The organism is Methylorubrum sp. SL192 (assembly GCF_026672325.1).
Taxonomy (GTDB): Bacteria; Pseudomonadota; Alphaproteobacteria; order Rhizobiales; family Beijerinckiaceae; genus Methylobacterium; species Methylobacterium extorquens.
In genome coordinates this window covers 1,252,547-1,276,314 of record NZ_JAPPQV010000003.1, presented here as the reverse complement: position 1 = coordinate 1,276,314, position 23,768 = coordinate 1,252,547, and the positions used below count along the sequence as shown (strand labels likewise).

The 23,768-nt window shown below is 68.1% G+C and carries 16 protein-coding genes and 1 pseudogene; 6 read left to right on the top strand and 11 right to left on the bottom strand.

Annotated features, from left to right (window positions below):
* Window positions 1-297 precede the first annotated feature (297 nt).
* Complete coding sequence (gene bamA / locus OVA30_RS06685) at window positions 298-2,862, top strand: outer membrane protein assembly factor BamA (RefSeq protein WP_003598044.1); 2,565 nt, start codon at window positions 298-300, stop codon at window positions 2,860-2,862.
* Window positions 2,863-3,024: 162 nt separating this feature from the next.
* Window positions 3,025-4,080, top strand: a complete 1,056-nt coding sequence (lpxD, locus tag OVA30_RS06680) for a UDP-3-O-(3-hydroxymyristoyl)glucosamine N-acyltransferase (RefSeq protein WP_268174995.1) — start codon at window positions 3,025-3,027, stop codon at window positions 4,078-4,080.
* A gap of 60 nt (window positions 4,081-4,140) precedes the next feature.
* On the opposite strand, the gene OVA30_RS06675 is transcribed toward lpxD, so the two are convergent.
* Together OVA30_RS06675 and OVA30_RS06670 are read right to left on the bottom strand one after the other, a co-directional pair.
* Entirely contained in the window at window positions 4,141-5,136 is a 996-nt protein-coding gene (locus OVA30_RS06675) for a WcbI family polysaccharide biosynthesis putative acetyltransferase (protein ID WP_268174994.1), read from the bottom strand.
* A gap of 8 nt (window positions 5,137-5,144) precedes the next feature.
* On the bottom strand, window positions 5,145-5,870 hold the full coding sequence (locus OVA30_RS06670) for a fused DSP-PTPase phosphatase/NAD kinase-like protein (protein ID WP_003598038.1): 726 nt from the start codon (window positions 5,868-5,870) through the stop codon (window positions 5,145-5,147).
* A 137-nt stretch (window positions 5,871-6,007) separates the two neighbouring features.
* Between OVA30_RS06670 and OVA30_RS06665 the strand changes: the two genes are divergently transcribed.
* On the top strand, window positions 6,008-6,514 hold the full coding sequence (locus tag OVA30_RS06665) for a GNAT family N-acetyltransferase (protein ID WP_003598037.1): 507 nt from the start codon (window positions 6,008-6,010) through the stop codon (window positions 6,512-6,514).
* Window positions 6,515-6,788: 274 nt separating this feature from the next.
* A complete protein-coding gene (gene ppa / locus OVA30_RS06660) occupies window positions 6,789-7,328 on the top strand; it encodes an inorganic diphosphatase (RefSeq protein WP_003598036.1) in 540 nt (179 codons plus the stop codon).
* Between the two features lie 110 nt (window positions 7,329-7,438).
* Here ppa and pyrH read toward each other — a convergent pair whose 3' ends face one another.
* The 5 genes from pyrH to OVA30_RS06635 form a co-directional block, all read right to left on the bottom strand.
* Window positions 7,439-8,161 (bottom strand): UMP kinase, encoded by a 723-nt coding sequence (pyrH, locus tag OVA30_RS06655; protein WP_003598035.1) that lies wholly within the window; start codon window positions 8,159-8,161, stop codon window positions 7,439-7,441.
* Window positions 8,162-8,327: 166 nt separating this feature from the next.
* Window positions 8,328-9,248, bottom strand: a complete 921-nt coding sequence (tsf, locus tag OVA30_RS06650; protein ID WP_003598034.1) for a translation elongation factor Ts — start codon at window positions 9,246-9,248, stop codon at window positions 8,328-8,330.
* A 144-nt stretch (window positions 9,249-9,392) separates the two neighbouring features.
* Window positions 9,393-10,460, bottom strand: a complete 1,068-nt coding sequence (locus tag OVA30_RS06645) for a 30S ribosomal protein S2 (protein WP_003598033.1) — start codon at window positions 10,458-10,460, stop codon at window positions 9,393-9,395.
* A 386-nt stretch (window positions 10,461-10,846) separates the two neighbouring features.
* A complete protein-coding gene (locus OVA30_RS06640; protein WP_268174993.1) occupies window positions 10,847-12,517 on the bottom strand; it encodes a methyl-accepting chemotaxis protein in 1,671 nt (556 codons plus the stop codon).
* 378 nt (window positions 12,518-12,895) lie between these two features.
* Entirely contained in the window at window positions 12,896-14,878 is a 1,983-nt protein-coding gene (locus OVA30_RS06635; RefSeq protein ID WP_003598031.1) for an acyl CoA:acetate/3-ketoacid CoA transferase, read from the bottom strand.
* Between the two features lie 440 nt (window positions 14,879-15,318).
* Here OVA30_RS06635 and OVA30_RS06630 point away from each other — a divergent pair, with 440 nt between their 5' ends.
* Window positions 15,319-16,521: a pyridoxal phosphate-dependent aminotransferase gene (locus OVA30_RS06630; protein ID WP_012253580.1), complete on the top strand. Its 1,203-nt coding sequence runs from the start codon at window positions 15,319-15,321 to the stop codon at window positions 16,519-16,521.
* Window positions 16,522-17,037: 516 nt separating this feature from the next.
* Window positions 17,038-17,337: a hypothetical protein gene (locus OVA30_RS06625; protein ID WP_003598027.1), complete on the top strand. Its 300-nt coding sequence runs from the start codon at window positions 17,038-17,040 to the stop codon at window positions 17,335-17,337.
* A gap of 78 nt (window positions 17,338-17,415) precedes the next feature.
* Here OVA30_RS06625 and ppx read toward each other — a convergent pair whose 3' ends face one another.
* The 4 genes and pseudogenes from ppx to OVA30_RS06605 all read right to left on the bottom strand — a co-directional run bounded on the left by ppx (window position 17,416) and on the right by OVA30_RS06605 (window position 23,688).
* Window positions 17,416-18,969: an exopolyphosphatase gene (gene ppx, locus OVA30_RS06620; RefSeq protein ID WP_015822612.1), complete on the bottom strand. Its 1,554-nt coding sequence runs from the start codon at window positions 18,967-18,969 to the stop codon at window positions 17,416-17,418.
* A gap of 223 nt (window positions 18,970-19,192) precedes the next feature.
* Entirely contained in the window at window positions 19,193-21,559 is a 2,367-nt protein-coding gene (locus tag OVA30_RS06615) for an RNA degradosome polyphosphate kinase (protein ID WP_012253579.1), read from the bottom strand.
* Between the two features lie 139 nt (window positions 21,560-21,698).
* The gene (locus OVA30_RS06610) at window positions 21,699-22,457 is read right to left on the bottom strand and encodes a chromosomal replication initiator protein DnaA (RefSeq protein ID WP_003598024.1); all 759 of its coding nucleotides are present in this window, start codon (window positions 22,455-22,457) and stop codon (window positions 21,699-21,701) included.
* A 119-nt stretch (window positions 22,458-22,576) separates the two neighbouring features.
* Window positions 22,577-23,688: pseudogene (locus OVA30_RS06605) on the bottom strand (AI-2E family transporter).
* Between the last annotated feature and the right edge of the window lie 80 nt (window positions 23,689-23,768).

The following is a 23,768-nucleotide window of genomic DNA, read 5'->3' as shown; positions in this document are numbered from 1 at the left end:
GTTCGCTTTTGCGGTGAATGCCGCCTTACTACGATCAGAACGCGAACCGGAAAGTCGTGCTCACGATCATATTTACGCCCTATTCACGCTAATCTGAGATCACGTGAAAAGGTGCTTCGTCGTTAAGTGGCGCGAAGGCCACGACCCCTCAAAATCCCGGTATGTCGGACGGCCGCCGCGTTTGCTTCGTGGGGGAATCCCGATACAAGCGTGGCCGGGACCAGAGGGCGGTGAGCCTTAAGGGCGGCTGCCTGCGGGTGCGAACCCGTGCTGAGACAAAAAGAGACGGGCGATTACATGATGTCGATGACGGGAAAGCGCCGGCGAAAGTCGGCGGAGCGTGCCATCGTTCTGGTCGCCACCGCCGCCACCGTGATCCTCGGCGGCGCGGCCGCGCAGGCGCAGCAGATCGTCGTCGAAGGCAACCGCCGGGTCGATTCTGAGACGATCCGCTCCTACGTCACCGGCACCGCCACCGGGTCTCCCGAGGAGGCGCGGCGCAACCTTCTGGCCACCGGCCTCTTCTCCGACGTGCAGGTCTCCGGCCGCGGCGGCACCACCGTGGTGCGCGTGCGTGAGAACAGCGTCGTCGGCCGTGTCTTCTTCGAGGGCAACAAGAAGGTCGAGAAGGCGACGCTCGAGAGCGTCGTCGAGACCAAGGACCGCGGCGCCCTGAGCCCGGCGGTGATCGCCGCCGACGTCGAGCGCATCCGCGACGTCTACAAGCGCTCCGGCCGCGGCACCGCCAAGGTCAGCTACCGCCTCGTCGACCTGCCCAGCGGACGTTCCGACGTCATCTACGCCATCGACGAGGGCGATAAGACCGGCATCCGCGAGATCCACTTCATCGGCAACCAAGCCTATTCGGAATCGACCCTCAAGGGTCTGATGTCCTCCTCGGAGATGAACTTCCTCTCGTTCATCAAGACCTCCGACGTCTACGATCCCGACCGTATCTCCGCCGACCTCGACATCGTGCGCCGGTACTACCTGAAGAACGGCTATGCCGACTTCCGCGTCGTCAACGCCGATGCCCGCTACGTCGAGACCGGCGACGATGCCGGCTGGGTCATCAACGTCACCGTCGAGGAAGGTGAGCAATACACCGTCGGCGCAGTGGCCGTGGACCCGCGCATCGCCGGCATCGACCGCGAGGCGCTCGACGGGCAGATCCGCGCCCAGGTCGGCGACGTCTACAACGCCGAGGACGTCGAGAAGACGCTCGTCGGCGTCACCAACGAGGTCAACCGCCAGGGCTACCCCTTCGCCCAGGTGCGTCCCACCGGTCAGCGCGACCGCGCCACCCACCAGGTCGCCCTCGGCTTCGTGGTCGAGGACGGACCGCGCGTCTACGTCGAGCGCATCAACATCCGCGGCAACACCCGGACCCGCGACTACGTCATCCGCCGCGAGCTCGATCTGACCGAGGGCGATGCCTACAACCGCGTGCTGGTCGATCGCGCCGAGCGCCGGCTGAACGGCCTGGGCTTCTTCAAGAAGGTGCGCTTCTCCAACGAGCCGGGCTCCGCCCCGGACCGGGTGGTCGTGAACATCGACGTTGAGGATCAGCCCACGGGTTCGTTCTCGGTGGCCGGCGGCTACTCCACCCAGGACGGCATCATCGGCGAAGTCTCGGTCTCCGAGTCGAACTTCCTCGGCCGCGGCCAGTACGTGCGCCTCGCAGTGCAGGGCGGCCAGTACGCCCGCGGCATCGATTTCTCCTTCACCGAGCCGTACTTCCTCGGCTACCGCCTCGCGGCCGGCTTCGACGCCTTCTACAAGTACTCCGACCTGACCCGTTGGTCGCGCTACGAGACGACCGTCTATGGCGGTCAGCTCCGCCTCGGCCTGCCGATCACCGAGGAATTCGGCGTCACCTTCCGCTACTCGGTCTACAACACCGAGCTGCGGGTGCCGAACACCATCAAGCGGCCCTACAACGACTGCTCGGTGGCGATCCCCGGCTACACGGCCATCAACCCGGCCGGCACGATCGATCCGTCGAGCGGTCGTGACGTTGGTGGCCTCCCGGCCTATCCGAACTGCGCCTTCGACGGCGAGGCCTCGATCGCGCTCAAGGGCCAGCAGGGCAACGTGCTGACCTCGCTCGCGGGCGTCACCCTGGCCTACTCGACGCTGGATAACCTTCAGCGGCCCACGAACGGCTTCTACGGCGAGTTGAAGCCGGATGTGGCCGGCATCGGCGGCGACTCCAAGTTCTTCCGCGTGACGGGTGATGCCCGCTACTACAAGGAACTGTGGGAGGACGTGGTCGGCTTCGTGCGTCTCCAGGGCGGCCACGTCTCGAACCTCGACGATCAGCCGCTGCGCATCACCGACCAGTTCTTCCTCGGCCCGTCGCTGGTCCGCGGCTTCGCCCCGAACGGCCTCGGCCCGCGCGACATCGGCATCGCCGACGCCCGCTCCAACGCCATCGGCGGCACGACCTACTTCGGCGCCACCGTCGAAGTTCAGTTCCCGATCTGGGGTCTGCCGCGGGATCTCGGCCTGAAGGGCGCGCTGTTCGCCGATGCCGGTACGCTGTTCGGCTATGACGGCCGCCGCAACTTCGACGTGAACCGCGACGGCTTCATCAACGGCTTCGCGCCGGGATCGGGCTGCAACTACACGAACTTCGGTGCCGGCGCGATCACGGTCGAGCCCGAATGCGTGAACGTCCGCGACAAGGCGACGATCCGTTCGTCGGTCGGTGCCTCGATCCTGTGGAACTCGCCGCTCGGCCCGATCCGCTTCGACTACGCCTACGCACTGTCGAAGGACGAGGGTGTTCAGACGGCTCTGGGCAAGGTCGGCAAGGACCAGCTCCAGGCGTTCCGCTTCTCCGGCGGCTCGCGCTTCTGATCCTCGAAGCATTGGCTTGAAAGAGCCGTGCCTGACCGTATCCCGGTCAGGCACGGCTCTTTTGCTTTTGGTGGTCCGTCCGCTCCCCTACTGGCGGATGCCCCTTCCGACGAAGAGCGCTATAGCGGCGCCCAGCTCCCTCCCCTGCCGGCGTCGAACCTCATGTCAGATCCCGTCTTCATCGCGCCGAAAGGCGGCTTGACCCTCGGCAGCGTCGCCGAGGCCTGCGGCGTTCCGCTCCCCGACGGCGCCGACCCGGCGCAGCCGGTGACCGGCGCCGCGCCGCTCGAAACCGCGGGACCGAGCGAACTCGCCTATATGGACAATGCCCGCTACGGCGACGCACTGGCCACGACGCAGGCGCTGGCCTGCCTCGTCTCGCCGCGCTTTGCCCCCCGCGTGCCGGTCGGCACCATCGCCCTCGTCACCCGCGATCCCTACCGCGCCTATGCCGGGCTGCTGGCGCGCCTCTACGAGGAGGCGATGCGGCCGGGCTCGCTGTTTGCCGCCGCCGGCGTGTCCCCCGGCGCCCACGTCCACCCGCAGGCGCGGCTGGAGGACGGCGTGCGCATCGATCCCGGCGCCGTCGTCGGCCCCGGCGCCGAGATCGGCGCGGGCACGGTGCTCGGCCCTAACGCGGTGATCGGCCCCAATGTCCGGATCGGCCGCGACTGCTCCATCGGCGCGGGGGCGACTCTGACCCATGCGCTGGTCGGCAACCGCGTCATCGTCCATCCCGGCGCCCGGATCGGCCAGGACGGGTTCGGCTTCGCCATGGGCGCGGGCGGCCACATCAAGGTGCCGCAGGTCGGCCGCGTCATCATCCAGGACGATGTCGAGATCGGCGCCAACACCACCATCGACCGGGGCGCCTCCCGCGATACGGTCGTCGGTGAGGGCACCAAGATCGATAACCTCGTGCAGATCGCCCACAACGTAGTGATCGGCCGCCACTGCGTGATCGTCTCCGGCGTCGGCATTTCCGGCTCGACCACGCTGGAGGATTACGTGGTGCTCGGCGGCCAGGTCGGGGTCGTCGGCCACCTGCGCATCGGCATGGGCTCGCAGATCGCCGGCTCCTCCAACGTCAACCGCGACGTGCCGCCGGGCTCGCGCTGGGGCGGCACGCCGGCCAAGCCCGTGCGGACGTGGTTCCGCGAGATGACGACGCTGGCCCGCCTCGCCGAACGCTCGGGCAAGGACGAGGCTGAGGGGTGAGGTTCAGGGCTCTGCCCTGAGACCCGCCAAAGGGCTTGCCCTTTGGGAACCGGTTACGGCTCAAGCCGCGAACAGCCTGCGGATCTCGGGTGACGCCGCCCAGTGCTCGATCCGGTGGCAGGTCAGGGTCTCGCGTGGCTGCCCGCGATAGATCGCGAAGCTTTCCGCGACGAAGGCGTCGAGACCGAGCGTTTCGGGCGGCGCGCCCCGGCGCTGGCGGCGCTTGAAGATCGTGGAGCCCGGCACGCCGTAGAGCATCGCCACCGGCGGATAGACCGGCCAGATCGCGTCGTCCAAGAGCTCATCCGGCGCGTAGGCCTCGACCGCGACCGGCCGCGGCGTGAGCCCGGCTTCGCGCAGCAGCCGCCCGGCGATGTCGCCCAGCACGCTCAGGCGCGGATGGTTGATGTTGTGCATGAACAGGCCGCCCCGCGACCAGCGCAGCAGATCGCCCGAGAGGTCGAAGCCGATCGCCCGGCTCGACGCGATCAGGTCCGCAGCGGCCAGCCCCCAGGCGTCGAGATAGCCGAGGCGCGAAAACACCTCCTCACGGAACAGGCCGACGATCCGCTCCGGTGAGAGCCCCTGGCGGAATCCGAACAGGGTGATCGCCGAGTGGTAGCTGCCGAGCGGTGACGGCACCAACATCACCCGCGCCACCGAGGTGAGGTCGCCGACATAGACCGCGTCCGGGTGGAACGCCGTGAAGACGATTGAGGGGAAGAGGCGCATCCGCGGCAGCCGTTCGCGCAGCGCCTCCGAGCCGCCCTCCGGGAAGAACCCCGTCGGGAAGGGTTGGGAGAAGACGTGGTCGCAATCGCCGAGCGTGGCGGCGAAGGCATCGAGGCTGCGCTTGCGCTTGCCCAACGTGCTCATCGGGATCAGCTGCACCCGCGCGCCCGGCGCGAGGATGCGCACGGCCTCCGCCACGCCCTTCGCCTGGCAATTGCCGATCACCGCGATCCGGGGACCGCTCAGACCGGCCTCGTCCGACCCGCGCCGTCCGGCCCAGGGGGGAGACACGGCCCCGAGCAGCCGCGACAGCCTGAGAGCCAAGGCGGCGCCTACTCGCGCCGCAGCAGGCGGTCGACGACGACGTCGGACCAGAAACCGGCACGGAAGTTTTGGGTGATCGCCTGCGGATCGTAGCTGTGCTCGACCCAGTCCAGAAAGCTCTGGCCCCGCGCCTCGCCCTCGCGGAGATAGGTCGCGAAGAACGCGTCGAGAATGCCGGTCTTGGCAAAGCGGAAATGGCCGTAGCGCGGCGAGAGCTGGCGCAAGGCCTCCCGCACCGGCCGGCCTTCGTGCAGGATCAGGAACAGGGTCGCGGCAAGCCCGGCCCGGTCCGCCCCCGACTTGCAGTGCATCACCGCGGGGTATTCGAGGCCGGCGAAGAAGTCGCGCGCCGCCAGCAGGGTCTCGCGGGAGGGCGCCTCGCGCGAGCGCAGCACGAACTCGACGAGGTTCAGCCCCTGCCGCTCGCAGGCCTCGCGCTGGAGGGGCCAGGAGCCATGCTCACGCCCGCCGCGCAGCGACACGATCGTGCGCACGCCCTGGCGCTTGAACCACGCGAGCTGGTGCGGCGTCGGCTGGGCCGAACGCCAGACCAGCCCGGTGCCGATCCGGTGCCGGTTGAGATAGGCGAGACGGAAGATTCCGTGATCGACCAGCAGCATGTTCGCCCAGGCCTTCGCCCGGGAGACAGAGCCGTCGATCGGCCGCTCGAACTTCGCGATGCGGGCCATGCGCCGCGCGTAGCGGGTCTCGGGAGGAAGGAAGCGGTTGAACACGGATTGCTACGAGAGGCGTGTCGGAGCGTTCCTCTAACAGCCCGCGATTCGGGCGACAACGCACCCCGTTTCAGGCCGTTGCCGAACCGCTCGCTTTGCCGTCATCATGCGGCATCGGCTCGTAATCGGACCACACCATGACGACGACCACGGTGAGCATCCGCCGTGCCCGCGCCGCGGACGCCGCCAGCCTCTCGGCGGTCTTCGACGATGCGTGGCGCGAGGCCTATCAGGGCGTGATTCCAGGGGTCGCCCTGGAGCGCTTCCTGGCCCGGCGTGGGCCGGAAACCTGGCGCGAGATGATCGGTGGCGGGCGCGGATTCGCCGTCATCACCTTCGGCGAGCGGATCGCAGGCTACGCCACCTACGGCCGGGCGCGGGACCGGGCCATGCGGGCGGACGGAGAGATCGACGAACTCTACATCGCCCCGGAATTCCAGGGGCTCGGGCTCGGCACGCGCCTGTTCCGGGCGGTGCGCAACGACCTGATCGACCGCGGGCTCACCCGCATCGGGGTCTGGGCGCTCGCCGACAACGCCCGCGCCTGCGGCTTCTACGAGGGCCTCGGCGGCGTGGCCGGTGCGGAATCGGTTGAGCGCATCTCCGGCTTCTGCCTTCCGAAGGTCGGCTACCTCTTCACCTGATCGCGCCGGGAGCAAAGCATCGTCCCGGATGGTGGTGGGAGCTCCGGAGCGGGCCTCTGCTCAAGGCCGGAATCGGGGCCGGACGGGGCAAACCCGCATTTTCCGTCACGCGATGGCGGAGGAGACGCAACTTGGCCAGAGGGACGATTTCATTTCCCGCCCGCACAATCTAAGACATCGATCGATGGGTGCGGCGTCGTAAGCCGCCCCCGCACGAGACACCCGCCGGACAGGGCGAAGCGTCCGACGGCCGGATTTCAGAGAGCACAGGCCCATGGACATCAACGCCATCTCGATCGGCAAGAATCCGCCGGACGACGTCAACGTGATCGTCGAAGTGCCGCTCGGCGGCGAGCCGATCAAGTACGAGATGGACAAGGACGCCGGCACGCTCGTCGTCGACCGGTTCCTCTACACGCCGATGTTCTATCCGGGCAATTACGGCTTCATCCCGCACACCCTCTCCGGTGACGGCGATCCCTGCGACGTGCTGGTGGCCAACACCCGCGCGATCATCCCGGGCGCGGTCATCAGCGTACGCCCCGTCGGCGTTCTGGTGATGGAGGATGACGGCGGCGAAGACGAGAAGATCATCGCCGTGCCCTCGCGCAAGCTGACCCAGCGCTACAACCGCGTCGAGAACTACACCGACCTGCCCGATATCACGGTCAGCCAGATCCAGCACTTCTTCGAGCACTACAAGGATCTGGAGCCCGGCAAGTGGGTGAAGGTCGTGCGTTGGGGCGACAAGGCGGAAGCCCATCGCCTGATCCTCGAAGGCATCGAGCGCGCCAAGGCCCAGAAGGTCGGCTGATTCGTTTTTGACGACAGAAGCGGGCCGCAGGCTTACCTGCCGGCCCGACACCGACTTCCCCCTCTCCCCCCAAGCGGGGCGAGGGGATCCTCAGCGGAAAGCGCCGCCGCCTACGGCACCACGCGGGTCGAGACCGAAGCGCCCGTCAGGATCGCATTGATCGAACTCGGGGCGTGCACCGAGCCCACCACGATGGTGAGGCGGCTCTCCCGCGCCAGGGCGAAGGCGGCGGTGTCCATCACCTTGAGATCGCGGGCGATGGCCTCGTCGTGGGTGATGCGGTCGTAGCGGATCGCCTCCGGATCGCGCTTCGGATCGGCCGAGTAGACGCCGTCCACCTGCGTCGCCTTCAGCACGGCATCGCAGCGTAGCTCCGCCGCGCGCAGGACCGCCGCTGTGTCGGTGGTGAAATACGGGTTGCCGGTGCCGCCCGCGAGCACCACGACCTGACCCTTGTCGAGGTGGTGCAGCGCCGGCTGGCGGGCATAGGTCTCGCAGATGGTCGGCATGGATACCGCCGACATCGTGCGAGCCTGGACGCCCGCGGCATTGAGCGCGGTCTCGATGGCGAGCGAATTCATCACCGTCGCCATCATGCCGAGGGAATCGCCCGTCGCGCGGTCGATCCAGCCGGCCTGGGAGATGCGCGCCCCACGGATCAGATTGCCGCCGCCGACCACCACCGCGATCTGGATGCCGCGGGAGATCGTGGCCGCGATGTCCTCGGCCAGGGCCGCCAGCATCGGCGGATGCAGCCAGAAACCGTCGGGGGCGGCCAGGGCCTCCCCGGAGAGTTTGACGAGGACGCGGCGGTAGCTTGTCGTCTCCGACATCGAAGATCCTCGTCGTCTCGGGTTCTGGGCGCCGCGGCTTCTAACAAGACGGGGGGCCGAACGTCGAGGGGCGACGGCATCGCTGCCGCCGCCCCTGGATGACGATCTGTGAGGATCGGTGACGACCGGAGCCGAGTCAGGCTCTCAAACGTCCTCGCCCGGACTTTTAGCGCGACATGCTCGCGACTTCGGCGGCGAAGTCCGGCCCTTCTTCCTTCTCGATGCCCTCGCCCAGCGCGTAGCGGACGAAGCCCTTGATCGCGACCTCGCCGCCGGCCTTGCCCGCGGCCTCTTTGAGGATCTGCGAGACGGTCTTGGAGCCGTCATGGACGAAGGGCTGCTCCAGGAGGGTGACCTCCTTGTAGTAGCTCTTCAGGCCGCTCTCGACGATCTTGGCCATCACGTGGTCCGGCTTGCCGGCGTTCTTCTCGCGCAGGATGTTGCTCTCGCGCTCGACCACGGCCTGATCGACGCCCGAGGCATCGAGCGCGGTCGGGTTGGTGGCGGCGACGTGCATGGCGATCTGGCGACCGAGCGTGGAGAGGAACTCGACGTCACCCTCGGATTCGAGCGCGACGAGCACGCCGATCTTGCCAAGGCCTTCGTTGATCTGGCCGTGGACGTAGGAGGCGATCACGCCCTTGCTCACTTCGAGCTTGGCGACGCGGCGCAGGGTCATGTTCTCGCCGATCGTGGCGATCAGGTTCGAGAGCTTCTCCTGGACCGTCTCGGACGAGCCGGGGAAGGTCGCGGCCTGGAGACCCTCCAGGGTGCCGTCGGTGTTCAGCGCGAGCTTGGCAGCCTCGCGGGCGAAGGCCTGGAAGCCGTCGTTGCGGGCGACGAAGTCGGTCTCGGAATTCACTTCGACCACCGCGGCGTGGCGGCCGGCGGACTCGACGGCCACGAGGCCCTCGGCGGCGACGCGGCCGGCCTTCTTGGCGGCCTTGGCGAGACCCTTCTTGCGCAGCCAATCGACCGCCGCTTCGAGGTCGCCGTTGGTCTCGTTGAGCGCGCCCTTGCAATCCATCATGCCGGCGCCGGTCTTTTCGCGAAGCTCTTTCACGAGTGCGGCGGTGATGTTGGCCATGGCGATCCTCTCGAGGTCTTGAAGAGCGGGACTTGAAGAGCGAGTCTTCAAGTGAATGAGCCCGGCGCTCTTTGAAAGCACCGGGCTTTGCAGGAAGATGACGATCGAGCCGCCGGGCGAAAAGCCCGGCGGCGAACGCGGGACTTAGGCCGCGGAAGCCTCGACGAAGGCGCGGGACTGCTCGACCCAGCCGTCGCGGGCGAAGCGGCCGTTGAGCTTCAGGTCGGCGTCGAGCTTGGCCACGTCCTCGGGCTGCATGGCGGCGATCTGCCAGTAGTGCCACACGCCAGCGTCGTTGAGCTTCTGCACGAGCTGCGGGCCGACACCGTTGAGCTTGGTCAGGTCGTCGGGCGCACCGCGCGGGGCGGCGAGCTGCTCGAAGTGCTCGGTCGACTCGGCGAGCGCGGCGACGTCGGCCGGGGCGATCGCGTCGGAGGCCACGGACACCGCGACGTCGTCGTTGGCCGGCGGCAGTTCCTCGGCGGTCGGCTCCTCGGAGGCGCCGACGTCGAGGCCGAGCGCGCCCTGGCCGCGGCCGATGCCCTCGATCGCCGCGCGGGCGATGAGGTCGCAGTACAGCGCGATGGCGCGGCCGGCATCGTCGTTGGCCGGGACGATGTAGGAGATGCCGTCCGGGTTGCAGTTCGTGTCGACGATGGCAGCGACCGGGATGCCGAGGCGCTGGGCCTCCTTGATCGCGAGCTGCTCCTTGTTGGTGTCGATCACGAACAGCAGGTCGGGCACGCCGCCCATGTCCTTGATGCCGCCGAGCGCCTTCTCGAGCTTGTCCTTCTCACGCGTCAGCATGAGGCGCTCCTTCTTGGTGAGGCCGACGGCCCCGCCTTCGAGCGTCTCATCGACCTTGCGCAGGCGCTGGATCGAGCCGGAGATGGTCTTCCAGTTGGTCAGCATGCCGCCGAGCCAGCGGGAGTTGACGTAGTACTGGGCCGAGCGCTTGGCCGCCTCGGCGATGGAATCCGCCGCTTGGCGCTTGGTGCCGACGAACAGCACGCGACCGCCGCGGGCGACCGTGTCGCTCACAGCCTGGAGCGCGGCGTGGAGCGCCGGTACCGTCTGGGCGAGGTCGATGATGTGGATGTTGTTGCGGGTGCCGAAGATGTAGGGCTGCATCTTCGGGTTCCAGCGGTGCGACTGGTGCCCGAAATGGGCGCCGGCCTCGAGGAGCTGGCGCATAGAGAAATCGACGGCCATGATTTTTGGTCTCTCCGGTTGATACCGCCGCGGAGGAGTAGCTGGCCAATCGGCCGGCCACCGGAAACGCCCCATTCAGGCATGGGGCCGGCTCCGCGTGTGGGATGGGCGCGGCGTTAGCAGATGGGAGCGGATGACGCAAGGCGGAGCCGGTACGGGATGAGGCCCATCGCCTGAAAGCAATCGCCCCAGCTCTTGGTTGGCCTCAGTCGCCGGCGCCCGCCTCCGCGGGCTCAGGCTTTCGCTCCGCTCGATGCTTTTGAGGGCTCACGCCCTGAAAAGCCCGCTCCGCGCGGCGCTCCTCGCGCCGCGAAGCCGCTAAGGCGGCTTCGGGCAATAGTCCTTGTCTCATTCCGTCACTCTGACGAGGCGGTGGCGGCGACGCCTCAGGCCGCCCGCACGGTGGCGAGGAAGCGGGACATCTCCGTGTTCAGGCGCTCGGCCTGCTGAGACAGGTCCGAGGCCGAGTGCAGCACCTGGGATGCCGCCGCCCCCGTTTCCTCGGCCGCCGAGGCGACGCCCGCGATGTTGTTCGTTACCTCGGACGTGCCGGTCGAGGCCTGGCCGACATTGCGCACGATCTCCTGGGTGGCCGCGCCCTGCTCTTCCACTGCCGCCGCGATGCCGGTGGCGACGCCGCTGATCTCACGGATGCGGGTGCTGATGCCGTCGATCGCCGAGACGGCCTCGCCGGTCGCCCCCTGGATACGGGCGATCTGGGCCGAGATCTCCTCGGTTGCGCGCGCCGTCTGGTTGGCGAGTTCCTTGACCTCGGCGGCGACGACGGCGAAGCCGCGCCCGGCCTCTCCGGCCCGTGCCGCCTCGATCGTCGCGTTGAGAGCGAGCAGATTGGTCTGGCCGGCGATGGTCGAGATCAGCGCCACCACATCACCGATCCGCGCCGCGGCCTCCGAGAGATCGCGGACCAGGACGACGGTCTGCCCGGCCTCGCCGGCCGCGATCCCGGCGAGTCCGGCCGAGCCGGCGACCTGCCGCCCGATTTCCTGCACCGAAGCGCCGAGTTCCTCGCTCGCCGCGGCGACCATGCCGACATTGCCGGCGGCCTGCTCGGCTGCGGCGGCCACTGCGGTCGATTGCGCCGCGGTCTCCGTCGCGATCGCGGTCATGCTCTGCGCGGTGACCTGCAGCTCGGTCGCCGCGGTGGTCACCGTGCCGAGGATACCGCCGACCGCGCGCTCGAAGCCGTCGGCCATCTCGCGCATGCCGGCCTTGCGCTGCTCTTCCGCCGAGACGCGGGCGAGTTCGGTTTCCTTTTCGAGCGCACGGGCCCGCAACAGGTTATCGCGGAAGACGAGGACGGTCGCGGACATCGCCCCGATCTCGTCGCGCCGCTGCGCGAACGGGATCGGCGCTTCGGTGTCGCCGCCGGCCAGACGGCGCATCGCTGCCGTCATCCGCTCGATCGGGCGCGAGACGCCGACGAAGGAGAAGACCATCGCGCCGATCGCCGTCAGCGTCGTGATGCAGAGCGCGACCAGCGTGACCTTCACCGCCGTCGCCTGCTCGGCGCGGATCGCGGTGTCGGCGACCTTGCTTGCCGCCATGTTGACGTCAACGAGGGCGCGTGCGGCCTCGGAGGTGGCAAGGTAGCGCGCGTTCATGGGGCCGCGGAAATAGGTGAGCGCCTCATCCTGCTGCTCGGCGGTGAAGGCGCGAAGCCGGTCCCAATCGGGCTTCGACTGTTCCAGCTTGGCCAGGAGATCGTCGTAGGTCCGCTGTTCCTCGGGCGAGGAGATCAGCCTGCGATAAGCCTCAACCTTGGCATTGCGGTCGCGCATGAAGGCCTTGACCTTCTCGCCGCTCTCCGCCCGCGCGGTCTCGTTCTCGGCCGTCACGTAGCGGAACTGCCAGAGCCGCGTCCGAATCACGAACGCGTTGATGCTGTGGGCCTCGTTGATCGACGGGATCGTGGTGTCCAGGATCTCTGACGTCCGCTCACCGATCGCGTCGAGCTTGACCAGGGCGAGAACGCCCTGCCCAACGGCGAACAGCAACATGAGCGCGAACAGCCCCATGAGAGTGCGCTTGAGTGTCATTATCCGGAGATGCCTGCGTCGAATTCGGGGACACCGAATGCTTTCCGCATCTCGCTTAAGAAATGTTCTCAGCGTGTCGAAAAACGGCAACCGAGGGTCGCAGCCGATTCGATCGCGTCGGGCCGGTATCCGGAGCTAAGGCTTCGACGCTCGCTCTTTCGACAAGCCAGCCAGCAATTCGTCAAAACGCCATCACGTTTCTTCCAGAAAGTATCTGGCCCGACGAAAAGGGGCGACAGCCACCCCTACTCGCTCGCGTCGCGATCGGAGAGGGTCCGCGTCGTTGAAGCCACGCCGGCCCGCTCCCAGGCGTGGCAACGCCCAGGGGTCACGAAGGCCGGAAGCCTTTCGCGATCCCCTTCCGCTCTCGGCGCGTCCTCAAGCGGCGGAAGCCACCGCCGGTGAGATCATCTTGCGCGCCTTCTTGTCCTCGGTCGTGCCGAGGAAGGCCTGGGCCTCTTCCTTGCGCTCGAACACGTGGGGGGCGACGCCGCGCTTGGTCAGCGCCTCCTCCATCTTCAGGCGCAGGAAGGCGCTGGTCGCGTAGCGGGTCGTGGTCGCGTAGTAGTTCGCCTGGAGATACTGAATCATCCCGGCGTAGTCGTCGTAGAGGTTCTCGTTGAGCCGGAAGCCATCGTGGTTGATCACCGCGTTGACCCGCTGGCCGGCCTTGCGGCAGGCGTCGACGATGGTCATGCGCAGCTCGTCCATGTCGCTCTTCACCCGGCAGTACCAGCCTTCCAGGTTGATGAAGAGGATGTTGCGCTCGGCATCCAGGCTGACGCGCGACTTCAGGTCGAGGTTGAGCAGATCCGAGATCAGCTCCATCGGATCCTCGCGGAAGATGCGCGGATCCATCGGCACTGGGTTACGCACGATCGGCGCGAAATCCATGTGGGCGAGGATGTCGCGCTCGATGTCGATGCCCGGCGCCACCTCGATCAGTTCGAGCCCCTCCTTCGTGAGCTGGAAGACGCAGCGCTCGGTGACGTAGATCACCGGCTGCGAGCGCTCGACCGCGTAGGGGCCCGAGAAGGTGTTCTGCTGCACCTCTGTCACGAATTTGCGGGCGCGGCCCTCGGTGACGATCTTTACCTGACCGTCCTGCACCGCGATCTCCAGGCCACCCGCGGTGAAAGTGCCGGCGAAGACGACTGAGCGGGCATTCTGCGAGATGTTGATGAAGCCGCCGCAGCCGTTGAGCTTGCCCCCGAACTTCGAGGTGTTGACGTTGCCGGCGCCGTCGCACTCGGCCATGCCGAGGCAGGTCATGTCGAGGCCGCCGCCGTCGTAGAAGTCGAACATCTGGTTCTGGTCGATGATGCAGTCGGCGTTCGTCGCGGCGCCGAAGCTCGAGCCCGAGGCCAGCACGCCGCCGACCGCGCCCGCTTCCGTCGTCAGGGTGATGTAGGGGGTGATCTTCTCCTCGTTCGCCACGGAGGAGATGCCCTCGGGCGCGCCGACGCCGAGATTGACCACGCCGTTGGGCGGCAGTTCGAAGGCGGCGCGGCGGGCGATGATCTTGCGCTCGTTGAGCGGCATCCGCTTGATGCCGGTGACGGGCACGCGGATCTCGCCCGCGAGGGCGGCGTCGTACATCACGCCGTAATTCATCCGGTGCATCTCGGGCTCGGCCACGACGACGCAGTCCACGAGGATGCCGGGCACCCGCACGTCCTTGGGCAGCAGGTAGCCGTCATCGACGATGCGCTCGACCTGGGCGATGACGATGCCGCCGTTGTTGCGCGCGGCCATGGCCTGGGCGAGGCAATCGAGGGTCAGCGCCTCCTTCTCGAAGGAGAGGTTGCCCGACGGGTCGGCGGAGGTGGCGCGGATGAAGGCCACGTCGATCTTGGTGGCGGTGTAGAACAGCCACTCCTCGCCATCGACCTCGACGAGCTTGACGATATCCTCGGTGGTCAGCTCGTTGACCTTGGCGCCGCCGTGGCGCGGATCGACATAGGTCTTCAGGCCGACCTTCGAGAACAAACCCGGCTGGCCGGCGGCGCAGGCGCGGTAGAGCTGCGAGATCACGCCCTGGGGCAAGTTGTAGCCGCGGATCAGGTTGGCCTGCGCCGCCTGCGCGACCTTCGGCATGCGCCCGAAATTGGCGGCGATGACGCGGGAGAGAAGCCCGTCGTGATGCAGGCGACCGGTGCCCAGCCCTTTGCTGTCGCCCGCGCCCGCAGTCATGATCAGGGTCAGGCCACGCGGCGAACCGGTGTCGACGAAGCGCTTCTCCAACGCCGCGTGCAGCGCCTCCGGGATGCAGCTCTGGACGAAGCCGGTCGTGGTGAGGACGTCGTTCTCGCGAATCAGCGCGATCGCTTCCTCGGCCGTGATGACCTTGTTCTTCTTCATAGGGCCCGCCGTCCTCCACTTTCCTGGCTCGGCCGGACGGTACCGCCCGCCTCTTGCCGCTTCCGCCCGGACTATTGTCGGCCGCCCCCGCGTGTCCGGACAAGTCCCGGCCTCACAGGGGCAGCTGAATTCTGCATACAATTATCGTTGCAGTGCACCGATATGCTGTCGCACTGCAAGAAACTGCACGTCTTGTCTGTGACAATACCCGAAAACCTTCCCAGCGTACGCCTCAAAAACACTTCGTTCCAGATTGAGAAAAATTGCAGGCGACCTCGGACGAGTCGTGGCTGCGAAGAGGCCGCCTCCGACCGGATGGGTTGGGCAGCAGCCTCCCGCCTGCCGCGCTTGCTCGTGCCGCGGCGCATGATTACGAGAGCCGCGATGCCCGGAACATCTTTCGGGCCACCGCACACTCGAAGACCTTTCGGAGATCTCCCATGGGCTTTCTCGCCGACGCCCTCTCGCGGGTGAAGCCGTCCGCGACCATCGCGATGACCCAGAAGGCGCGCGAGCTGAAAGCCTCGGGCGTCGATGTCATCAGCCTCTCGGTCGGCGAGCCGGATTTCGACACGCCCGACCACATCAAGGAGGCGGCGATCGACGCGATCCGCCGCGGCGAGACCAAGTACCCGCCCGTCTCCGGCATCAACCCGCTGCGCGAAGCGATCGTCAAGAAGTTCAAGCGCGAGAACGGGCTCGACTACAAGGTCTCGCAGACCATCGTCGGCACCGGCGGCAAGCACGTCATCTACAACGCGCTGCTCGCCACCCTGAACCCCGGCGACGAGGTGGTGATCCCCCGCCCCTACTGGGTCTCCTACCCGGAGATGGTGATCCTGTGCGGCGGCACGCCGGTCTTCGCCGAGACCGACATGGCCCACGACTTCAAGCTTCAGCCGGAGGAGCTGGAGCGGGTCATTACGCCGAAGACCAAGTGGATCATCCTCAACTCGCCGTCGAACCCCTCGGGTGCCGCCTACACCCGCGACGAGATGAAGAAGATCACCGACGTGCTGATGCGGCATCCGCAGGTCTGGGTGCTCACCGACGACATGTACGAGCACCTGACCTACGGCGACTTCGAGTTCGTCACGCCCGCGCAGGTCGAGCCCGGCCTCTACGAGCGCACGCTGACCATGAACGGCGTCTCGAAGGCCTACGCCATGACCGGCTGGCGCATCGGCTACGCCGCCGGCCCGGAGCAGCTTATCAAGGCGATGGACTTCGTCCAGGGCCAGCAGACCTCGGGCGCCTCCTCGATCTCGCAATGGGCGGCGGTAGCGGCGCTGGACGGCACGCAGGAGCACCTCGCGCGCTTCAAGGCGGCGTTCCAGGAGCGGCGTGACCTCGTGGTCTCGATGTTGAACCAGACCAACGGCCTGAAATGCCCGGTGCCGGAGGGCGCGTTCTACGTCTACCCGTCCTGCGCCGAGCTGATCGGCAAGACGACCGAAACCGGCAAGACCATCGGCTCGGACCAGGACTTCGTCACCGAGCTGCTCCAGGCGGAGGGCGTCGCCGCGGTCCACGGCTCGGCCTTCGGCCTCGGCCCGAACCTGCGCATCTCCTACGCCACCTCCAACAAGACCCTGGAAGAGGCCTGCCGCCGCATCCAGCGCTTCTGCGGCTCGCTGCGGTAACAGGGTCTCGCATCAAAGCTCCCGATCACCGATCGCTGTCCCTCGGGGCACGGCCGCGTGGCGGGAGTTCTGTGAGAAGCAGGTCAACCGAGGACCGGCAAGGGCCGGAACCCCCGTCGGTGGCGGGGGAGCGGCGTCACGGCACGGTTGCCGTCGGCGGCGCGGGCCTCTACATCGGCCCTCCCCGCGGCCGATGCGCCTGACGGTTTCGCGAGCCCTCTCGGGCCTGCGTGGTGGCGGGGCCGGCAGTGACGGGGCGGTGCGGACCAGTTCTCTGCGCCGTTCCTGTGACGCTCAGTGGGCCGAGCGGCTGCAGGTGCGTCGGGAGCGCGGGGAACAGGAACCGCGACCCCGGCGCAAGGCCCACCTATCCGCATTCCCCTAGCCCCAGACCGGCACGCATCCGGTCCGGGGCCGGGCCTGGGATACAGCGCGAGAAGCGTTAACGGTCTTTCTCAAGGGAAAGCGAACCGGTGGCAGGCGATTTATCGCATATTGTCGCCGAAAGGTCGCACCATGTCTCAGGTCGCCCGAGCCCGCACGTCCGCTCGCCAGTATCTGCCGGAATCGAAGCTCGACGACCTCGCCAGCAGCCTGCGGCGGCTCGCCAACCATCGCGGTCTCATCCGCAGTGAGATCGCCAGCCCGATGCTGCTGCGCCTTCTGCCGCCGCCGCGGCGTGTCGAGGAGAAGAAGTACGAGGCCGATCTGCGCCAGCGCCTCACGGACGCCAACCTCGACGGACCGCGGATCGCCTATCTGATGGCCGATGCCGAGCGGGAGATCGCGATCGCCCACACCCGGCTCTCGGGCTGAGCCAGCGGCCCAATCGCCGACGCGCGCCGCATCGGCGCGATCGGATGTCAGTCTACAAGCGGATCGTGAGCGGCCGGCTCAGGCGACCTCAACCCGCCCGTCGAGCCCGACGACGCGGCCCAGGCCGCGGACGCGGCTGAGCAGGCGTTCGCCGTTGAGTTCGGCCCATTCGGTGGGTAGGCGCAGCACCACCTTGCCGTCCTCCACCACGAGCGGCATCCGCTTGAGCGGGCCCGCCATCCCGGCCGAGACCGGGAAGGCGACGCGCATGAGCGCCCCGACGAGTCGGGCGCGGTCGAACAGGCGCGGGCCGGCAAGCGCCCGCAGGGTCGGGCTCGCCTTTTCCGGCGCCACGCCCTCGTGGCGGAAATAGCCGGACAGGGCGAGGTAGGCACGGCCGGGATGGTCGATGCCGGCGAAAGCGGCGTTGGCGAGCACATTGAGGCTCTGCTCGCCACGGTAATCGGGATGCGCCCGCCAGCCGATATCCGAGAGCAGGCAGGCAGCGTGGCGCAGGCGGCGCTCGCCCGCGGTTTCGGGACCGTCCAGGCTGGTGATGAACTGGTCGGTCCAGTCGCGCAGCTCGTCGCCGTGGCCGGGCGAGCGGGCACGCTGCATGTTCAGCTCTTGCGCCGAGACGATCAGCGGATCGGTCAGACGCGTCTCGCGGTCGAGCTGCTCGAACAGAAGGCCCTCGCGCACGCCGAAGGCGGAAATCGCGATCTCGCGCGGACGGCCCGCCCGAATGATCTCTTCGAGCACCACCGCACCGAAGGCCAGCAGCGGCCGGCGCGCCTCGGCGATGGTCTCGACCTCCTGCAGGGTCGCGGCGTCGCTCGCCTCGACCATTTCGAGGAAGCTCAGCTCGTCGGAGGGCTCCACCGCGTAGCCGTGCATGACGTGGAGCGGATAGTCGCGGGTGGCCTGATGCAGCCGGGCCAAAGCCCGCCACGTGCCGCCGACCGCGTAGAAGGTGCGCCCGCGCAGGGTGTCGAGCTGCGGCTCGGCCTTCTTCAGATGCTCGCGGGCGATCTTGCGCGCCTTCTTCAGCGAGCCCTCGGAGAGGTCCTGAAGCGCCAGCCCGCCGAGCGGCATGGTCACGCCCTGGCCGACCGTGGTGCCCTTGACATCGACGAGTTCGAGCGAGCCGCCGCCGAGGTCGCCGACCACGCCATCGGGCGCGTAGAAGCCGGAGACGACGCCGAGCGCGGAAAGCTCCGCTTCGCGCCGGCCGGAGAGAAGCTGGATCTCCTGGCCCAGCGCCTCGCGCGCGGCGTCCAGGAAAGCCGGGCCGTTGGCCGCGTCCCGCGCGGCGGCGGTCGCCAGCACGAAGATGCGCGAGACCCGCATCGTATCGCACAGGACGCGGAAGCGGCGGAGCGCCGTGAGCGCCCGCTGCACGGAATCCTCGTTGAGGCGGCCCGTGGAGAAGACGCTGCGGCCGAGCCCGCACAGCACCTTCTCATTGTAGAGCGGCGTCGAGGCGCGCTGGAGCCCGTCATAGGCGACGAGCCGCACCGAATTCGAGCCGATATCGATGATCGCGACGGGTTCGAACGTCATGCCAGTCATCAGCGGAGCCGGCCGTTCGGCGGAGTGGGCGAGCGTCAGGTGAGGACGTGTCGGACCCATGCAGCCCCCTCTCAGGGAAGCACCCCGCGCAAGGGGTGCTCACGATGGTGCCAGGCCGGACACCGCCCAGACACTCATGATGGTGCCAGGCCGGACACCGCCCAGACACTCATGATGGTGCCAGGCTGGAAGCCGCCTGAACACTCACGATGGTGCCGAGCCGGAAACCGGCCGAACACTCACGATAGTACCGGGCCGGAAACCGGCCCGGCGCAGGCCGTGGTCAGGACCGCTGGGCGCGACGGCTGAGCGCCCGCGGACTCGACTTCTTCGACGACTTGCCGCGCCCGGACAGGCTTGGATTCGTCATGAAATACTTGTGCGCATTGAACGGTTCCTCCCCGTCCGCAGGGCTGATCCGCTCGCTCGCACCCGATGCCAGTACACGCCAGCTCTGTCGGTTGTCGAGAAGGTTTGCCAGCATGATCTGATCGAGCACCTGCTGATGCACAGTCGGATTGGTGATCGGCAGCAGGGATTCGACCCGCCGATCGAGGTTGCGCTGCATCAGGTCGGCCGAGGAAATGTAGAGGGTGGCCTTCGGGTGCGGCAGCCCGGCGCCGTTGCCGAAGGCGTAGACCCGCTCGTGCTCGAGGAAGCGCCCGACGATCGACTTGACCCGGATCGTGTCGGACAGGCCCGGAATGCCCGGCCGCAGGCAGCAGATGCCGCGCACGATGCAGTCGATCTGCACGCCCTCCTGGCTCGCATCGTAGAGCGCATCGATGATCTGGCTGTCGACCAGCGAGTTGCACTTGATCCAGATCGCCGCCGGGCGCCCGGCCTTGGCGTGGGCGATCTCCTCCTCGATGTGCTGCAGGAGGCGCGGCTTCAGGGTCAGCGGCGACACCGCCATGCGCTCCAGCTCCGCCGGCTCGGCGTAGCCGGTGATGAAGTTGAAGATGCGCGAGACGTCCCGGGCGATGGCCGGGTCGGCGGTGAAGAAGGACAGGTCGGTGTAGATGCGCGCGGTGATGGGGTGATAGTTGCCGGTGCCGACGTGGCAGTAGGTGACGAGGCGGTCGCCCTCGCGGCGCACCACCATCGACAGCTTGGCGTGGGTCTTCAGCTCGACGAAGCCGAACACCACCTGCGCGCCGGCCTTCTCGAGGTTGCGCGCCCAGCGGATATTGGCCTCCTCATCGAACCGGGCCTTCAGCTCGACCAGTGCGGTGACGGACTTGCCGGCTTCCGCCGCCTCCGCGAGCGCGGCCACGATCGGCGAGTTCGATGAGGTGCGGTAGAGCGTCTGCTTGATCGCCACGACGTTCGGATCGCGGGCAGCCTGGGCCAGGAACTGCACCACCGAGTCGAACGACTCGTAGGGGTGGTGGACGATGAAATCCTTCTGGCGGATCGCCGCGAAGACGTCGCCGCCCGATTCGCGGATCCGCTCGGGGAAGCGCGGGTTGTAGGGCTTGAACTTGAGGTCCGGCCGGTCGATCCCGACGATCTGCGACAGCTCGTTGAGCGCCAGCATCCCCTCGACCACGAAGACCGAATCGGGGGCGATCTCCAATTCGTCGGCAACGAAGGAGCGCAGCTCCTCCGTCATGCCCGCCTCGACCTCCAAGCGGATGACGACGCCGCGGCGGCGGCGCTTGATCGCCGATTCGAAGTGCAGGACGAGGTCTTCCGCCTCCTCCTCGATCTCGAGATCGGAGTCGCGCACGACGCGGAAGGCGCCCTGCCCCTTCAGCGAGTAGCCGGGGAAGAGCCGGCTCGCGTATTTCGCGATCACCTGCTCGATGGCGATGAAGCGCGCGGTGCCGTCGCCGGCCACGTCGGGCAGGCGCACGAACCGGTCGAGCAGCGACGGCAGGCGGATCAGGGCGCGCAGGGTGCGCCCGTCACGGGGCCGCACCATCATCAGCGCGACGGTGAAGCCGAGATTGGGGATGAACGGGAACGGGTGGGCCGGATCGATCGCCAGCGGCGTCAGCACCGGGAAGATGTAGGTGAGGAAATAGTCGTCGAGCCAAGCGAGGTGCTCCGCCGACAGCTCCGCCGGCTCCGCGAGGTGGATGCCGTTGCCGTTCAGCTCCTCGCGCAGCGCGCGCCAGCGATCCTGCTGGTCCAGCGCCAGCCGCGAGACTTCCGTGCCGATGCGGGCGAGCTGCTCGGAAGGGGTCAGGCCGTCCTGCGAGGGCACGACGAGGCCGGCGCGGACCTGATCGTGCAGGCCGGCGACACGCACCATGAAGAATTCGTCCAGATTGTTGGCCGAGATCGAGAGGAAGCGGAGCTGCTCCAGCAGCGGATGGTTGGGGTTGGCGGATTCCTCCAGAACCCGGCGATTGAACTGCAGCCAGGACAGCTCACGGTTCACGAACCGCTCAGGCGAGTGGCGGAGCGATCGCCCGGCCTCCAGCACCGGCTCGCGGGCGGCCTCGGCCGCATCGCTCTCCACCTTGGCATCCGCCTCCGACGGCTTCTCGGCAGCCTTCTCCGCCGCAAGGATGCGGGCGGCGCGGGCCGTCCGGGCGCGGGCGGATTCGCTGCGCACACCCCGCTCGGTGGCGAGGCTGGTCTCTTCGGTCTCGGTCGCCTCCGTGTCCCGGGCGACGACATCCGACTCCACTTCCGACAACGCCCTGGCTCCCTTCCGCTCCGAAGCGCGTCCCGGTCACGATGCGACCGGTGACGACTCCGCCCCTTGCAGTGCTGCGCGGCTCCCTAACATAGGGCGGCCGAACCGGTTTGACGGTTTCGTGACAACGGCGGGCGACTCACGGCCCGCCCGCAGCGTCTTCTTCTTCGCCGTCCCCCTCGTCCGCGTCCTGCCCCTCGCCGCCCCCGTCGGCGGCCTCCATCCGGTCGAGGACGGCGAGCGCGAGCGGCCGGGTGATGCGGCGGCGGCGGCCGAGCGCGTCGCGGTCGAGTTCGGCCACGACCTCGCGGACGCGGGCGAGCGAGCGGTCGATGCGCAGGGCCAGGGCATCGACCACCGAGGTGTCGATGCCGAGCTGCCGGTCGGCAAACAGCTTGACGATCACCGCCTTCAGGAGCGCGTCGTCCGGCGGGCCGATCTCGGCGCCGGGGGCGAGCCGCAGCCGCGAGCGCAGGTCGGCGACCTTGAGGCCGAAACCGTCCACCGGCCCGCAGGCCGTGAGCAGCACCGGAAAGCGGCGCTCGCGGGCGAGGTTGAGCAGATGGAACAGGGCCGCCTCGTCGCGCCCGGCCGCGCGGTCCACGTCCTCGACCACGAGGGCGCCGTTGGAAATCAGATGCGAAACGCGGTCCATCGCGACGTCCGCGGCGGAGACCGTCCAGGCTTGCGCCCGCGTCGCCCAGATCGAGGCGAGATGGCTCTTGCCGCTGCCGGGCGGGCCGCGGAGCAGGAACACGGTGTCCGGCCAGTCGGGCCATGCCTCGATCAGGGCATAGGCCTCCTCGTTGGAGGGGCTGACGAGAAAGTCCTCGGCGCCGTAGCGCGGGTCGAGCGGCAGGTCGAAGGTGAGCTGCTTCGGGGGTTCCGTGTCGCGCATCCTCGCACCTTACACCAAGTTGCTCGACACGAGTCGGGAGACGAGCGCCCGGCGGACGCCCGCACTGCCCTCAACCATCGGGAAGGGTCGTCGGCGCGGGATTCTCCGCCGCCGCGCGATCAATCGCGAGCGGGCAGCGTCGAGTTCCCTGCCTCCCCGATCAGCAGCGGCCCGTCGCCCCGGTAGAGCTTGCTCTCGAGGTAGCGCTCGATGCCGAAGCGCACGATGACGCCGATGGAGGCCGCGACCGGCACCGCGAGCAGGAGCCCGAGGAAGCCGAACAGCGAGCCGAAGGCGAGCAGCGCGAACATCAGCCAGACCGGATGGAGCCCGACCGAGTCGCCCACGAGCTTGGGCGAGATCACGTTGCCTTCGAGGAATTGCCCGACGAGGAACACCCCGACAGTGAGGCCGATATGCAGCCAGTCGCCGCTGGGCCACCACTGCACCAGGGCGACGCCGACCGAGAGCAGGAATCCGGTGAGCGTGCCGACATAGGGGATGAAGGTGAGGAAGCCCGAGATCATCCCGATCAGCACGCCGAAGTTCAACCCGACGAGGAACAGGCCGACCGCGTAGAACGAGCCGAGGATCAGGCAGACGAGACTCTGGCCGCGCACGAAGCCGGTCACCGCCCCGTCGATCTCGCCCGCAAGCCGCCGCGCCGTCGGGCGGTGGCGGGGGGTACCCAGCCGTCGAGGGCGGCGATCATCCGGTCCCAGTCGTGCAGCACGTAGAAGGCGACGACCGGCGTGACGACGAGCAGCGAGGCGATGGAGACGAGCGCCTGACTCCCGGTCCAGAGCGACTTGAGGAAGGCCAGGAACCACGCCCCGCCCTGCCCGACCAGCGTGCCGACGGAGGATTGCAGTTCGTTGACGACCTCCGTGCCGCCGATCCGCTGGAGCAGCGGCCCGGCCCGCTCCACGAGGATGCTCTGCAGCCGCCCGACCATGGTCGGCAGGGAATTGACGAGCGAGGCGATCTGCCCGGCGGCCAGCGGCACGACGATGATGAGCAGAACCACGAACCCGACCACGAATCCGGCCAGGATCAGCAGGGTCGCGGCGAGCCGGCCGAGGCCGAGCCGCTCCAGCCGGTCGGCCAGCGGATCGAGCAGGTAGGCCAGTGCCAGCCCTGCCACGAAGGGCAGCATCACCTCGCGCAGCTCGTAGAGCAGGAAGACGACGACCGCGAGGATCGACAGCCCGATGATTGCCCGCCCACGCATCGAGATGCCGTCCCCCGTCAATCCGTCCGGCGCGGACAGTGGGAAGCGGGGCGCGCCCGGTCAAGGCAGGTCTTGCGAGG